Below are 14,246 nucleotides of genomic sequence, written 5' to 3'. Positions count from 1 at the left end.
TTATGGTGGGCATCGTGTCGGTGGATGAGATACTCGCTGTTGCACAATGTTGTGGATGGTTTTCCCATATAAGACCAGTTCAGACTGCTGATTTGCCTCTACTGTGGTCTCTCTGTACAGTTCTATCTCGTTGCGGACATCGTCCGCAGAATCCCCCATAGCTCAATTGGCAGAGCATTCGACTGTTAATCGAAGGGTTACTGGTTCGAGTCCAGTTGGGGGAGCTTTTTCATATCCACGGGCCTATGGTGCAACGGCCCGTGGTTTTATTTTTACCCTCTGTACCTGGCTGGTTAACCGCGTCTCTCACGCTGCGTAGAAACCGGGTGAAGCAATAGCGGTATTCTCCCGATCGTTTGCTATTATCCTCACGGGGCTATAGCTCAGTAGGTTAGAGCCACGGACTCATAATCCGTTGGTCGCGGGTTCGAGCCCCGCTGGCCCCACATCATCCCTTGTCTATTCTCGTAGGCAAGGGATTTTTAGCTTCACATGGTTCAGATTGGTGAATAACCATGGACATTATCTCCGTCTATCGCATTATCGACTTAACCGGCGTCTTCATCAACGGCATTCTGGGAGGCGCCATCGCGCGTCGTCGAAAATTCGACGCTATCGGGTTCGGCCTCCTTGCTATTTTGTCTGGCCTCGGCGGCGGTTTGCTCCGAGATACGTTCCTTCAACACGGTCTCCCCGCCGCATTAAAAGAGCCCATCTACTTCGGCGTCGCATTATCGGGCGGACTCGTCGCCATGACAGTCTCGCTAGAGCGGGAACAGCGGAACAAGCTTCTCAAAATCGGTGACGGCATCGTTCTCGGAGTCTGGGCAGTAACCGGAACAATAAAAGCCCTCAACGCCGGGTTGCTATGGCCCTCCGCGATGCTCCTTGGCATGATCACCGCGGTCGGCGGCGGGATGATCCGCGATATCACCATCGGCGTTGTCCCCGCGATTTTCGGCGGTAACACCCTTTATGCGACGTCGGCACTGCTCGGTAGCGGGATGATGGTGCATTTTAATAGCTTTCAACTTCAAACCGTGGGTATGGTGGTCTCAGCGTCGTTTGCCTCCATCTTGTCCATCGTCGCCTACTTCAAAGGGTGGGGCTTGCCCAATAACCCCGATTGGGCACCAGTCACTATGACAGCAGGTCAACTCCGGCGGCTCATGCTCACGCGCGCTATGGTTGAACACGATGAACGATTGGCCCGTAAACAACGCCGCAAGCTCCGTCGACGGAAAGATGACGGGGGATCCCACTCGAGTATTTGAGCTCGCTAGCGTCACCAAACTCCTGACTTCCCGCGCTGTGCTAGTCGCCGTGGAAGAGGGAGTCTGCGACCTGACAACCCCCGTAGGTCCAGCGACTGTGGCGCATTTGCTCGCCCACGCTAGCGGTGTCGGTTTCGCCACGACCGAACCTGAAAAGGCTCCGGAAACTAGGCGTATTTATTCCTCAGCGGGCTACGAGATCCTCGCGGACTACATCGAAAAAGAAACTGACATCCCATTCCCGGAGTATCTACAAGAAGCGGTATGCCAGCCCCTGGGCATGACGCAGACCGAACTCTATGGATCGGCCGGGCACGGTGCGCGATCCACACTGCACGACATGGATTTGTTCGCCCAGGAAATGATGAATCCCCAACTGGTGGCGGACCCTCACTATGAAGTGTGGTACCCGGATCTGGCCGGCGTCGTCCCTGGTTACGGGATGTTCAAGCTGTGCCCGTGGGCTCTGGGGCCTGAAGTGAAGGGGGAGAAAGGACTCTCGCGCGAACGGGGAGGGTCGGGCCGCGAACACTGGACCGGCACAGTATTGTCCCCACACACCGTTGGTCATTTTGGGCAAAGCGGAACATTCCTGTGGACCGTCCCAGGTGAGCACTATGCTGTGGTTCTCACCGACCGAGACTTTGGCGACTGGGCTAAGCCATTGTGGAGCGAATGGAACGATGAAAGGGCCCGTGAACTCGGATACGGCCCGTAACTCATGCGCCAAGCGGGCCATGAGCGGGGGAGAGGGACGCTAACGAGGGATTCGCCGGCTAGTACCACCAGTCACGCTAGTTAACACGCGCAACATGCGTTATGACCTGCGCTTATGCAGCAAACCCACACGGGGGATAAAGCCCTACTTGAGGTTGCGACGTCGGGAATTTGTTCCGGAATATGGGAGAGAGCAAGCCGTCGGAGCTGGAGGGGAAGCCAGCTCACCGCGCTTCTTGGTGACAACCTAAGGAGAACGGTGATGATTTACGTCGACAACGGTGGGGCCGAATTGGTGCGCCAACTTTTGCGTACCGGAGAGCCCTTTTGCGTTATTGAATACGGAAAAAGCATGTGGAGGTTTACGCCAAGCCTAGGGCTGCATGTTGCAGATATTGATGAATTAGGAAATGTCGTCCTGACGGAGCATCGGCTTCGCGCGATTCTCGCCGAGGCAACAACTCGTCAGGAGGTCGACGCTGCCATTCGCAGCGCATTAGGTGAAGCCTGGGATTACGCTCCAGAACTAGTGCCCGCCGCCGACGACGGCGCGAACGTGGATTTAGACCACGATTACGACGCAACGCTCGTGCGTCAAACATGACAAGCCTGTGATGCTGCGCGGGGATGCGGGTGACACCGTGGCGGTTAGGAATCCTGCTCCATGAAGTCGACCATGTCCCTAATCGACGTGAACGAATCGATCTGTTCTTGGTCCACCTGGCGCCCTGAGTGCTCCTCAATACCCACGCCGATATCGATCACCGACAGCGAATCCAGGCCAAGGCTGTCCACGGTGGAGTCGAGGGTGATGTCGTCCGGGTCAACGTGTCCATATTTCGCCACAATGCTTTTGACCTCATGAAAAACGTCCACGAGGCCAGGCTACCAGGCGTGAAGCCTGATGCCGTGCCCCGTGGACTGTCAACAAATTGGTGTGTCGCGGGTCGGCCCCGCGGGTCGGCCCCGTACCCAGAGCCGGCCCAGGTTGTTATGCCTTAGTGGGGTCGTCGATGTGGAAGTCCTTCGCAGCTTGATCAGCCACCGAGACGTCGATCTTCCCTTCCCGAGCCAACCCAGCTAAGACAGCGACGACGATTGACTCTGCGTCGGTGTTGAAGTACCGGCGGGCAGCGGCACGAGTATCGGAGAACCCGAAGCCATCGCAGCCGAGCACGGTGTAATCACCGGGCACCCACTTGCGGATTGTTTCACCGATCGTCGTATCAAAATCAGACGCAGTAACAAACGGCCCGTGGGCGCCGCTCAGCTGCTTCTCCAGGAAGGCCGTGCCCACATCCTTCGACGGATGACGCAACTGTTCGCGATCATGGCGGACACCATCACGAGCCAATTCCGTCCACGACGTCACCGAGTAGATAGCCGCATCGACGCCGAACTTGTCGGCAAGAATATCGCGGGCCTTCAGAGCAGCCTGCATACCGATGCCCGACGCCATAATGGTTGCATCCTTACCATCCTGGTACTGGTAAATGCCCTTGTGTACGCCCTCGACGTCGAGGTTCTCCGGCTCAGCGGGCTGGTGTATCGGCTCGTTGTAGCAGGTGAGGTAGTAGATGACGTTTTCACCAGGGCAGTCCCCGTACATGCGTTCAATTCCGCGAGGAATAATGTGCGCCAACTCGTAGGAGAACGCGCAGTCGTAGGAGACAACGGCTGGGTTGGTCGTCGCCAGCGTCAAGCTGTTGCCGTCCATGTGCTGGAGGCCTTCACCGGTCAAGGTGGTCCGTCCGGCTGTGGCCCCGATGAGGAATCCACGTGCCATTTGGTCCCCGGCTGCCCAGATCGAATCACCAGTGCGTTGGAACCCAAACATGGAGTAGAAGATATACAGCGGAATCATCGGTTCGCCATGGGTGGCATACGACGTACCGGCCGCCTGGAACGACGCCACCGATCCGGCCTCATCGATGCCCTCATGCATCATCTGCCCGTCGGTAGCCTCGGTGTAAGACAGCATCAGGTCATGATCCACAGCCGTATACCGCTGACCATGCGGGTTGTAAATCTTGTTTGTCGGGAACCACGAATCCAAACCGAACGTACGAGCCTCATCCGGAACAATCGGCACCACGCGACGCTTGATTTCCTTGTCACGCATCAGCGCTTTCATGATGCGTACAATGGCCATCGTGGTAGCCACTTCCTGCTTGCCGGAATCCTTACGCATCTGCTTGAGCTTGTCCACGCCAGGAACCGAGAGAGGCGTGAACGTGTTGCGACGCTCCGGCAGGAACCCGCCCAGCTCTTTCCTGCGCTCCAGCATGTACTTGATCTCGGGAGCGTCGGGGCCGGGGTTGTAGTACGGAGGCAGCTTCGGATCCTTCTCTAATTCCTCATCAGAGATCGGGATGTCCTGCTTCGTCCGGAAGAGCTTGAGGTCGTCGAGGGTCAGCTTCTTCATCTGGTGGGTGGCGTTGCGGCCCTCGAAGTTGTGGCCCAAGCCGTAGCCCTTAATCGTGTGGGCCAGAATGACGGTCGGCCGGTCCTTCGTCGCAAAAGCGCGCTGGTAGGCGGCAAAAATCTTACGGTAGTCGTGGCCACCACGGCGAAGATGCCAAATGTCCTCATCAGACATATTTTCGACGAGTTTCGCGGTGCGGGGATCGCGGTCGAAGAAGTGCTCACGGATGTATGCACCGTCGTTGGCCTTGAACGTCTGGAAATCGCCGTCATGAGTGTTGTTCATGAGGTCGACCAGGGCGCCCTCTTTGTCGGCGGCGAAGAGCTTGTCCCACTCACGCCCCCACACGACCTTGATGACGGACCAGCCGGCACCGCGGAAGAAGGACTCCAATTCCTGGATGATCTTCGTGTTGCCGCGGACAGGGCCGTCGAGACGCTGCAGGTTACAGTTCACGACGAAGGTGAGGTTATCCAGGTTATTGAGCGACGCGATCTGCAGGAGGCCACGTGATTCTGGCTCATCCATCTCGCCATCGCCGAGGAACGCCCACACGTGCTGCTGGGAGGTGTCCTTAATGCCACGGTTAAGAAGGTAGCGGTTGAACCGCGCCTGGAAGATCGCTTCCATGGGGCCGAGGCCCATCGACACCGTCGGGAATTCCCAGAAGTTCGGCATCCCATGCGGGTGAGGATAGGAGGGGAGGCCCCGGTGTTCGCGGGAAAGTTCCTGGCGGAAGCCATCCATGTCCTCTTCGCTCAATCGGCCCTCAAGGAATGCGCGGGCATACATCCCGGGTGAGGCATGTCCTTGGAAAAACACTTGGTCCCCGCCACCCGGATGGTCCTTGCCTTTGAAGAAGTGGTTAAACCCAACTTCGTAGAGAGGAGCAGCGCCGGCATAGGTGGAAATGTGTCCCCCGACTCCAATACCCGGGCGCTGCGCACGGTGAACCATGATCGCCGCATTCCACCGAATCCACCGGCGATAGCGCTTCTCGATGTCCTCGTCGCCGGGGAACTCGGGCTCCATCGTCGTCGGAATAGTGTTGACATAGTCGGTCGATGTGAGGGACGGGAGGGAAACGCGTTTCGCCGTTGCACGCTCAATCATGCGCAACATGATGTAGCGCGCACGATCGCTATCTGCGTTCTCCAACATCCCGTCCAGGGACTCGAGCCACTCACGAGTTTCTTCGGGGTCGCTGTCATTGAGGTAGGACGCGACGCCATCACGAATGAGGGCGAAATTGCTGTCTCGCGACGAATCGGGCGAGGTATCAGTCATCGACGTGTACTCCTGAACTTGTGGAATGTGGCCAAAACTCTTGGACAATGGCCGATATCTTTATCTGAATCGATTCTACGCAGCGGCACTCTTTCCAGCAGAAACCAATCAATTTGGGTGGGGGTGACAGCATTATTGACGCCAGGGGTGTCATTCTGGGGGAATCTGGGGGACGTCGTGGGAGAGTCGAGGAGATAATTTCACGTAAAAACGGTAACCTCGCTAATAATTCAATCCGTATTGTCAAGGAGGCACCAAACCGTGGGCGAGGCGGCCACGCGCGACAAAGACTTTGCTGATCGCATGGGCGTGACAAAAGGAAATATCATCCTGGAACTCGGGTGGGATGACGACTGCGATTCCGCAGTAAGCGAATCGCTTGAAGATGTCATAGGCGAACCTCTCTTGGATGACCCCGACACCGACGAAATCGTCGACGTCGTCTTGTTATGGTGGCGAGACGACGACGGAGACCTCGTTGATGGACTCGTAGATGCCACACGTGCACTAGCTGAAGACGGCCAAATCTGGTTGGTGACCCCAGGGGCAGGGCAAGCAGGCACCGTTCCGCCGGGGGATATCGCTGAAAACGCTCAGCTGGCCGGGCTGGTGCAGACCTCCGCATTGCGGCTGGGGGACTGGCAAGGTTCCTGCCTAGTTCAGCGTGGGACGCGTCGGAACTAAAGCCGGACTTAACGCGGGTATTAAAGCTATAGCGGGCGCAGGCCTTAGGTGGTTTGGGCCGGTGCCGGTTTACTGTGCTCGATTCCTGTTTTGGCCGGTGTGGAAAGCCCGGTTTTCAGCGGTTTTCTCTTTCCAACGTGGCATATGCTAGCTTTGTCTACGGCCTGAGAGCAGCACAGCCTTGAGCCATGAACAATTAAGCGCCTTTAGCTCAGCTGGAAGAGCAGCTGGTTTACACCCAGCAGGTCGGCGGTTCGAACCCGTCAGGGCGCACAACAAAAGAACAACCTCTATTCGCACAGCGGATAGAGGTTTTTGTCATATAGACCCCGCTTTTACCCTCAGGCTGGGGTAGGGGAAATGGCTGATACACGTACCGGACTCTATGTCGCTGTGGCCATCTGGGTACACTGCTTGTGGCCAACTGCCGTCCATTGCTCACGCGCTGACTGTTTATAAAGGGGTATTCTCCATGAATCACGAGCCCGGTCGACGTTTGGAGAATTCGACTTCAGGAACCGATGGCGAATGGGGATCCTTTTATCCCCCTCAAAATAACGAGTCTAAGCCTCCGAAAAACGGAACCTTATGCCCATTAGCATAACAGTCGTTATAACTGTTGCCCTCGTTATTGGGGCTTCAATTATTTGGGTTGCGTTGAAGAATGCCGACAAGAATAGCGGACAAGACGAATCCGTCGCAGTGGCCAGCAGTGGAACGTTGGAAAGCCAGTCAGAGTCACCGCAGCACGGGACCGCCAACCCCTCATCGCCGGCCGCGTCTGATGGCGACAAAAAAGCTTCGACTGATCGTTGCGATGAATCCTACCTGCGGAAAAATATCTCGGAGATGACGGGCGAACATGAAGTGGTGTATTGCTCGGGCGATTGGTTGCTGTTCGGTGCGCCTCGAAGTGACGGGTTAAATCACTATCACTGGTCGAATGGTCACTGGTCCAAGTATGAACGAGACGGAGTTTCCGGGATTAGTGGGTACGGCTGTTATCTCAGTTCACGGCTAGACGCTGATCATGTGCCATCGGAGATACGATCGAAATTCACCGAATGTGGTCCCGATGACACCTCGAAGAGCAATGAGTCATCGTCGTCTAGCAACACGGATTCCAATGGCTATATTTCGTCGGTCACTGTTTCTGGCCGGACTGTGCGTGCCTCGTCGCCGGCATGTGACGGAAGAAATATCGTTATCAAGGATTCAATCGTCGATACGAACAAAGACGCTACAGCCGGAAATATTTCACGAGCACTCGTGGCCAACCCTGGTTCTGAATTTATGACGCCGGGACATTGCTCGTCATTACGTGGACAGCTCAATGGCGATGACATTTATCCCGTCTATGAAGATTTCGGTTCCGACAGAAGCGCCATGTGCCAAGAAGCTGGGTCGAGAAGTAACTGGTATCCACGAACCCTCAATGATCGTGGTGACTTTAGCTCCCCGTGCTAGTCACACTGTGACAGGCCACCAAGGATGAAACGATGAGTGGAAACAATCAATGGAACGGCGGAAACGATCAATGGGGTGCTGACGGTGGTGCACCGAACCAGCAGGCTCCTCAACAGGTTCCCCAGCAGGTTCCCGACCAGCCGAAAAAACGCTCACGTGCCATCCCCATTTTGTGGACGATTCTGGCATTGGTTGTGATCGCCGCGGTCGTCGTTATTGCGGTGCAATTCATTAATAACCGTGCTAGCAACAATACGTCTGCCGACGGTGGTGCGGTGTCGTCAGAAGCTACGACCTCGCCGGCTGAAGATAGCCAAGAAACTAGCTCTACAGAAGAGGCTGACGATGGCGACAATAAGAGTGGCCCCTCTGTGAGCGAGCGGTGCACCATTGGTTACATGCACGAAACCGGTGTCGTTCCCGCGGAGCTTGATGATGCTGAAAGGTGTGACGGCACATGGGCGGGAGCAATTCAGCACGGTTCGGATTGGCTGATCCCTCTTCATTGGACGGGGTCCAAATGGGAGGCATATTACCCCGATGAAGATAATATTTATTCACCAATAGGTGGCCGATGCTACAGCGATGAAAGAATGCAGCGCGATGGTGTTCCGGAAGATACGCAACGCATGTTTGGCCGGTGTACTCCTGCATCAGAAGCGAAAAAGCACCCGAACAATAACAACAGCGACGGAACCATCACCTCGGTGTCGGTTAACGGAAGCACCCGATCCATCCGCAATGTCACCTGTGACGGTGATTATGTCTTGATCGTGCAATCTGTCATTGATCAACCGGGTGGGGACACGAAAGGTAAGTTGCGGTCAGCGTTGGCGAGCAACTCCGATGCTTATTACACCTACCCGGGTGCCTGCCCGTCGTTGCGGAAGAAGGATTCCAACGGCAACCTGGTCTATCCCGTGTTAGTCGATTACGGGAACGATCTCGATGCTGTCTGCGAGGCCGCTTCCAGGACAAGCGGTGCTTTCCCTCGTCGGCTCAACAATGACGATAGTTATCCGTCGCCATGCTAGGCCGTAGTGCGCATCGGTTCCTCCGCCTCACTCCGGAACAACATGGGCTAGTCGGGGGCTTTCTTGCCGACGCTATCGTCGGAGACCCGGCGTCCTATCACCCCGTGGCATTATTTGGGCGCGCAGCCCAAGCACTGGAAAAGCGGATTTATGCCGATTCGCGGTCCCGTGGTGTTGCGTTCGAAGCGTTGTCAGTCGGTATCCCCGTACTTGTCACCACAGCGCTCGCCGGCCCTCGTCGCACCACACGGCACGCGGTTGTGCTTGGCGTCGTCACATTCTTTAGCCTCGGCGGGACAAGCCTGGCCCGGACAGGTGGCCGAGTTGCCTCGGCATTAGAGCAGTACCAATCCGGCATGACTACTATCGACGAGCCACGCCAGTGGGTTCCGTGGCTGTGTTCGCGCGATCCGAACTCGCTCGATGCCGATGGCATTGCTCGCGCTGCGGTCGAGTCCCTGGCCGAAAATACGTCCGATGCCAGCGTCGGAACCCTGATCTGGGGAGCGCTGGCGGGAGCTCCCGGAGTCGTGGCGCACCGGTGCATTAACACCCTCGACGCGATGGTGGGCTACAAGAGCGACCGATACATGAATTTCGGGTGGGCCGCTGCCAAGCTGGATGACCTGGCAAATTGGCCGGTCGCGCGGGTGACAGCGCTCATTCACTCCGCCGTTGGCCGGCGACGATCGATCAAGGCGTGGCGGAAACAAAACCATCCCAGCCCTAACGCGGGAGTTGTGGAATCCACCGCCGCGGGTGCTTTAGGCGTGCAATTGGGTGGTGCCACGCAGTACTCCTACGGAGTTGAGATGCGCCCAGTCATGGGGGAGGGCCCCGCGCCAACTATTGCCGACGTCAGACGGGCGGTCACGCTGTCACGCGGTGTTCAATACGCGGCCTTGGGGATCGCGCTTGTTCTTCAGCGATGCATGGATCGGCGTTAACTAGAACCAGTCTCCAACTAGAACCGCTCTTCGTCCTTCTCAAAACGCTGGGCGAAAGCGTTACGGCGTTTAGTTCCCCCGTAGCGGTTGTCGTACAAATCTTGCTGATACGTCGGTTCCGACTGTGAGTCGCGCCCAGCGGTGTCTTCGTCGGCGCCCGATCGCTCGTCCTGACTCCGCCGGTCTGAGGGCGCGCGTGCCGACGATGCTCCTAGGCGCTCCTCGGAGTCCCCGCGCTTAACCGAGCTAGCATCCTCGCCGGAAATCGCCGCATTCTCTCCGGCATCCCGTTCATCGGCAGCTGTCTCGTCGGCCGGCGTGCCATCTGAGGTGATGTCCTCGTCGCCCAGTGCACCGTATTCTTGCTCTTCTTCGCGGGCTTTGCGGCGTTCGCGAATCTCAGCCCACGCAAAGTACCCCAGCCCCAGAGGAGCTAAAATCCCGAACGTAATCCACTGGATGCCGTACGACAGGTAGGGGCCAGAATCCAGTTGCGGAAGCGGAATAGCATTAAGCGTCCCAGGTTGGTTGTCCTCCAGCTGAATATACCCCTTAACAAAATTTTCCTGGGGGATCTCTTTCTTGTACCAGGACGACGATAGATTCGTGATCTCGGTGTAGCCATCGTCATGAGTTGTTTTCGGCTCTTCGGGGGCGGGCTCGTCTAACCGAACATAGCCTTGGATCGTCACTTTTCCGTTGGGCGGCGGAGCAAATGACGGAATCCTGCTTCCGGACTCAGGCCTTACATAGCCTCGGTTCGCCATGATGACCGTGCCATCGTCGGCACGGAACGGCGTCAGAATCTGGTAGGCGGCATCGGAATTGACCGGCCGGTTGCGCAGCACCAGTTCCTCGTCGGCAAGAAAAGAACCTTGGAGTTTGACGCGCTTCCATTCGTTGGATTCGTCGATGGTCCCGGTTGGTGTCGACGCCGTCTTCGTGATGACCTTCGACAGAGGTACGGGGTCCGCATGGAACGCTTTTTCCAACCTGTGATTGGTCGCCTGTGTCCGTGAATTTTTCCCGAGTTGCCACGGCGCTAGAACGGTGAACGCCACATAGGCGAACGCGATCACCAGGATTGCGGTAATTACCCATCCTGGTTTGAGGAATGTTCGCCAACCCCGTTGAGCCATTCTTATCGGTCCGATCGATCCTCTAATTCACGTGTCACCCACGACAATAGCCCCGGCAGCGTGGCCTCGATGGAGTGATAAACGTCAGTGAAATCTTCTTTCGTCCCGTAGTAGGGATCCTGCAGTGGTTCATGGCGTCCACCAGCGGGATCGAAGGAGCGAAGGAAACGAATTTTGTGCGACGGGACACCATCGTTTCGGAGGGCACGTCGGTGGCCGTCGTCCATGACGATGAACAGGTTCGCGTCGGCAAATTGTGGACCATATTGTTTTGCGCGATGCTCAGTCCCATCGAGCCCGTGCTCACGGAGGGTTTCGACGGCACGATGGTCGGCGCCTTGTCCCACATGCCAGCCGCCAAGGCCGCACGAATCCACGCGCACTTGGCTGAGGAGTCCTTCGTGCTCAAGGGCATCACACGCCATCACGTCAGCCATTGCCGAACGGCAAATGTTACCCGTGCATACGACGACAATTTTTAAGGTTTCGGTACCTGTCACAGGTGATCCTTTCGTGGTGGTGTTGACGCCAACAATGGGGATATCCACGGTGCAGGCATAGCCTATTGCCGACGCGACTATCTATCGTAGTGGTGGCGTGGGACTCGCTGAAGTGCGGCATGGGATCAGCAGTGATTGGATGGGCTGCGATTGGGATAAGTCGCGATTGAGATGTGGACTGTGGCCCGTGGGTACTGTGGTCACTGTGAATGACGTGATGAAGATTCATGGGGATCAAGCCGCGCGGGGAGCGGATCTTGATTTCGCAGTGAATGTTCGGCACCCAGCGCCCCCGACGTGGCTGCAGGAGGCGCTGGCGCATCGCTTGGGTGATCTCGGCGCGTATCCGTGGGAAGAGCGGGAAACGCGCGAGGCTATCGCCGATTTTCATGGGTGTGATGCGTCGGAAATCATGCTTCTTAATGGTGTGGCTGAGGGTTTTTCTTTGCTTCCCCAGATTTTTGGTGGGGGTCCAGCTACTGTCGCGGGAGGTTCTGCTAGCCGACGGGAGGATGGCGTTCGAGCGGCTGTTGTGCATCCTTCTTTTACCGAGCCCGATCTTGCGTTGACCAGCGCTAATATTCCAGTTGCGCGTGTTATTCGGTGGTCTCTTGTTGACGGGGATTGGCCGGGCGTGGTTCCTGACGATGTGAATCTGGTGGTGGTTGGTAATCCGACGAATCCGACAGGTGTTCTTCACCGCCGAGAGGATCTTGAGCGAGCGCTGAGCCCCGGACGGATCGTTTTGGTGGATGAAGCGTTCATCGATATGGCCACCCCGAGGCCTACTGATAAATCCGACGGTGTGCATGTTGAGGACCAGTCTGAGAACGAGGGTGAGTGTCCTGAGTCGCTTGTGCCGAATCGGCCCACCGGGATAGTGGTGGCTAGATCGTTGACGAAGACGTTTTCGGTGGCGGGGCTTCGGTGTGGGTATTTCGTCGGTGACGCGGACGTGATCGAGAGACTTAGCTACGGGCGGCCGCCTTGGGCGGTAGGAACACTGGCATTGGAAGCGATGCGGCAAGCGGTGAGCCCCCGAGGCATCGAGTGGTCCCGATACGATAAAGAAGAGATGGTGCACAACCGGGTGGCAATGGTGGAGGCCTTGACCGGTGCCGGCTGGAATGTTTACCCCTCCGCAGCGCCATTTATGCTGGTCGTTCCTCCGAAACGCTATGGTCCAGCATCGCCGGAGTCGACGCGCCGTCTAACCCAGGAGCTCGCTGCACAAGGCATCGCGGTTCGGCGTACGGACACGTTCCCAGGGCTCGATGGCACTGCGCTACGGCTCGCTGTGCGGCCCCCGCGTGAGGTGGAACAACTCATTGACGCTGTGCAGAACATTCAAAGCGGCCATCGGGCATAACCAGATGGCCTTAGCACACAATCGCCTAGTGCTTGCGCACACCGGCGAAGCGTTTTTGGCTAAGCCGTGTCCTAGCCTCATGCCACAATAGGGCTATGACTACAGTCGCTGATATTTGTCAAACCCTGGAGGCCGCCTTCCCCCCTGTCCTGGCAGAAGAGTGGGATCGCGTAGGCCTCATCTGCGGGCATCCGTCCGCGAGTGTTTTTCGGGTCGCCGTCGCGTTAGAGGCCACGGATGCCGTCGTTGATCATGCCATCGACAGGGGCGCGAACATGCTTATTGTCCATCACCCGTTGTTGTTGAAGGACACTCATTCCGTAGCGACGGATGATCCGAAGGGCCGGTTACTCCACCGGTTGATAAAAAACGACTGCGCGCTATTTGCCGCCCACACCAATGCTGACGCTGCTCAGGGTGGTGTCAACGATATTTTGGCAGACCTTTTAGGCGTGACAGAGACGAAACCACTCAAGCCCATTAAAGCAACGCTGCATAAGTGGGGCGTAATGATTCCCGTCGACCATGTTGAGGAAGTGAAGGACGCAGTATTCGCCGTGGGGGCGGGCAAGATCGGCCAGTACTCCCACTGCAGTTTCGAGGCTGAGGGCACAGGCCAGTTTTTGCCGGAGGATGGTTCCCACCCGGCGTTAGGTAGCGTCGGCAAGATCGAGTATGCCACCGAGGTAAGAGTGGAATTTGTTGCTCGTCCAAACCTCGACGACGACATTATCGACGCTATTGCCCGCGCCCATCCATATGAAGAACCCGCTTTTGATTGCGTTACCATGAGCGGCGGTGTGATCGGCGGGATTGGCCGCGTCGGGAAACTCGCTAGCCCAACGACGCTGAAGGAATTCGCCCAGAGGGTTGCGGACGCGCTACCGGAAACCGTGGAAGGAATCAGAGCAGCTGGCGATCCCGACACGCGCATTGAGACAGTGGCGTTGTGCTCGGGAGCGGGCGACAGTTTCTTGGATCAAGCCCGGGCGGTGGGTACCGATGTGTATGTGACTTCGGACCTCCGTCACCATCCTGCCGACGAGCACCTCCGCCGCGGAAAGCCTGTTTTGGTGGATACAGCGCACTGGGCCAGCGAGTTTCCGTGGTGTGCATCCGTGGCCACCATGATGCGTGAGCAGTTGGGTCTGCCCGCCGAGGTGATTGAGGTGAGGACGGATCCCTGGACAGTCCACGCCACCAAGAAGCGGTAGGACGAGTCCGAATAGCTCAACGGCCTGCCGAGATGCGCGGCATTAAGTGCCACACGGCGGGCCGGTTTGCTGTTTTACTAGAGAGCAGCGTTCTAGATCGGTTCCCTTAGGCATAGAATTAGTTTTAGAGATATAACTGCTAGTGCTGTCGTGCCTAACACATCAACCGTCACGATGGAGGAGGACAGT

At 57.1% G+C, this 14,246-nt stretch carries 13 protein-coding genes and 3 tRNA genes; 12 read left to right on the top strand and 4 right to left on the bottom strand.

Annotated features, from left to right (window positions below; all coding sequences use genetic code 11):
• The first annotated feature begins 151 nt into the window (after positions 1–151).
• The 5 genes from ACWORE_RS04300 (at position 152) to ACWORE_RS04280 (ending at position 2,595) form a co-directional block, all read left to right on the top strand.
• Positions 152–224: transfer RNA gene (locus ACWORE_RS04300), tRNA-Asn, on the top strand.
• 148 nt (positions 225–372) lie between these two features.
• A tRNA-Ile gene (locus tag ACWORE_RS04295) sits at positions 373–446 on the top strand.
• Positions 447–515: 69 nt separating this feature from the next.
• Positions 516–1,274, top strand: coding sequence for a trimeric intracellular cation channel family protein (locus ACWORE_RS04290; RefSeq protein ID WP_455302808.1), 759 nt, complete (start codon positions 516–518; stop codon positions 1,272–1,274).
• Entirely contained in the window at positions 1,198–1,992 is a 795-nt protein-coding gene (locus ACWORE_RS04285) for a serine hydrolase domain-containing protein (protein ID WP_455302806.1), read from the top strand. The genes ACWORE_RS04290 and ACWORE_RS04285 overlap by 77 nt, the downstream gene beginning before the upstream one ends.
• Positions 1,993–2,106: 114 nt before the next feature.
• Entirely contained in the window at positions 2,107–2,595 is a 489-nt protein-coding gene (locus ACWORE_RS04280) for a DUF3145 family protein (RefSeq protein ID WP_296138293.1), read from the top strand.
• Between the two features lie 44 nt (positions 2,596–2,639).
• Here the strand turns inward: ACWORE_RS04280 and ACWORE_RS04275 are convergent, their stop codons facing one another.
• Positions 2,640–2,867, bottom strand: a complete 228-nt coding sequence (locus ACWORE_RS04275) for an acyl carrier protein (protein WP_046203045.1) — start codon at positions 2,865–2,867, stop codon at positions 2,640–2,642.
• A gap of 115 nt (positions 2,868–2,982) precedes the next feature.
• Positions 2,983–5,703: a pyruvate dehydrogenase (acetyl-transferring), homodimeric type gene (aceE, locus tag ACWORE_RS04270; protein ID WP_455302803.1), complete on the bottom strand. Its 2,721-nt coding sequence runs from the start codon at positions 5,701–5,703 to the stop codon at positions 2,983–2,985.
• A 303-nt stretch (positions 5,704–6,006) separates the two neighbouring features.
• Here aceE and ACWORE_RS04265 point away from each other — a divergent pair, with 303 nt between their 5' ends.
• The 5 genes from ACWORE_RS04265 (at position 6,007) to ACWORE_RS04245 (ending at position 9,835) form a co-directional block, all read left to right on the top strand.
• Entirely contained in the window at positions 6,007–6,387 is a 381-nt protein-coding gene (locus ACWORE_RS04265) for a DUF3052 domain-containing protein (RefSeq protein ID WP_296138500.1), read from the top strand.
• Between the two features lie 200 nt (positions 6,388–6,587).
• Positions 6,588–6,660 (top strand) — tRNA-Val (locus ACWORE_RS04260).
• A gap of 315 nt (positions 6,661–6,975) precedes the next feature.
• Positions 6,976–7,854: a hypothetical protein gene (locus ACWORE_RS04255; RefSeq protein ID WP_406605835.1), complete on the top strand. Its 879-nt coding sequence runs from the start codon at positions 6,976–6,978 to the stop codon at positions 7,852–7,854.
• 32 nt (positions 7,855–7,886) lie between these two features.
• The gene (locus tag ACWORE_RS04250; protein WP_455302801.1) at positions 7,887–8,888 is read left to right on the top strand and encodes a hypothetical protein; all 1,002 of its coding nucleotides are present in this window, start codon (positions 7,887–7,889) and stop codon (positions 8,886–8,888) included.
• Positions 8,882–9,835 (top strand): CobD/CbiB family cobalamin biosynthesis protein, encoded by a 954-nt coding sequence (locus ACWORE_RS04245; RefSeq protein ID WP_455302799.1) that lies wholly within the window; start codon positions 8,882–8,884, stop codon positions 9,833–9,835. Before ACWORE_RS04250 ends, ACWORE_RS04245 begins: the two co-directional genes overlap by 7 nt.
• Positions 9,836–9,852: 17 nt before the next feature.
• Here ACWORE_RS04245 and ACWORE_RS04240 read toward each other — a convergent pair whose 3' ends face one another.
• Positions 9,853–10,974 (bottom strand): SURF1 family cytochrome oxidase biogenesis protein, encoded by a 1,122-nt coding sequence (locus ACWORE_RS04240; protein ID WP_455302797.1) that lies wholly within the window; start codon positions 10,972–10,974, stop codon positions 9,853–9,855.
• Positions 10,975–10,976: 2 nt separating this feature from the next.
• On the bottom strand, positions 10,977–11,474 hold the full coding sequence (locus ACWORE_RS04235; protein ID WP_455302795.1) for a low molecular weight protein-tyrosine-phosphatase: 498 nt from the start codon (positions 11,472–11,474) through the stop codon (positions 10,977–10,979).
• A 64-nt stretch (positions 11,475–11,538) separates the two neighbouring features.
• On the opposite strand from ACWORE_RS04235, the gene cobC reads away from it, so the two are divergent.
• On the top strand, positions 11,539–12,843 hold the full coding sequence (cobC, locus tag ACWORE_RS04230) for an Rv2231c family pyridoxal phosphate-dependent protein CobC (protein WP_455303114.1): 1,305 nt from the start codon (positions 11,539–11,541) through the stop codon (positions 12,841–12,843).
• 95 nt (positions 12,844–12,938) lie between these two features.
• Positions 12,939–14,057, top strand: coding sequence for a Nif3-like dinuclear metal center hexameric protein (locus ACWORE_RS04225; RefSeq protein WP_406605839.1), 1,119 nt, complete (start codon positions 12,939–12,941; stop codon positions 14,055–14,057).
• Positions 14,058–14,246 lie beyond the last annotated feature (189 nt).

It is taken from the genome of Corynebacterium sp. c7Ub_26 (genome assembly GCF_053760365.1).
Note: the sequence above shows the minus strand (reverse complement) of the source record. Positions and strands in the feature narration are given on the sequence as shown.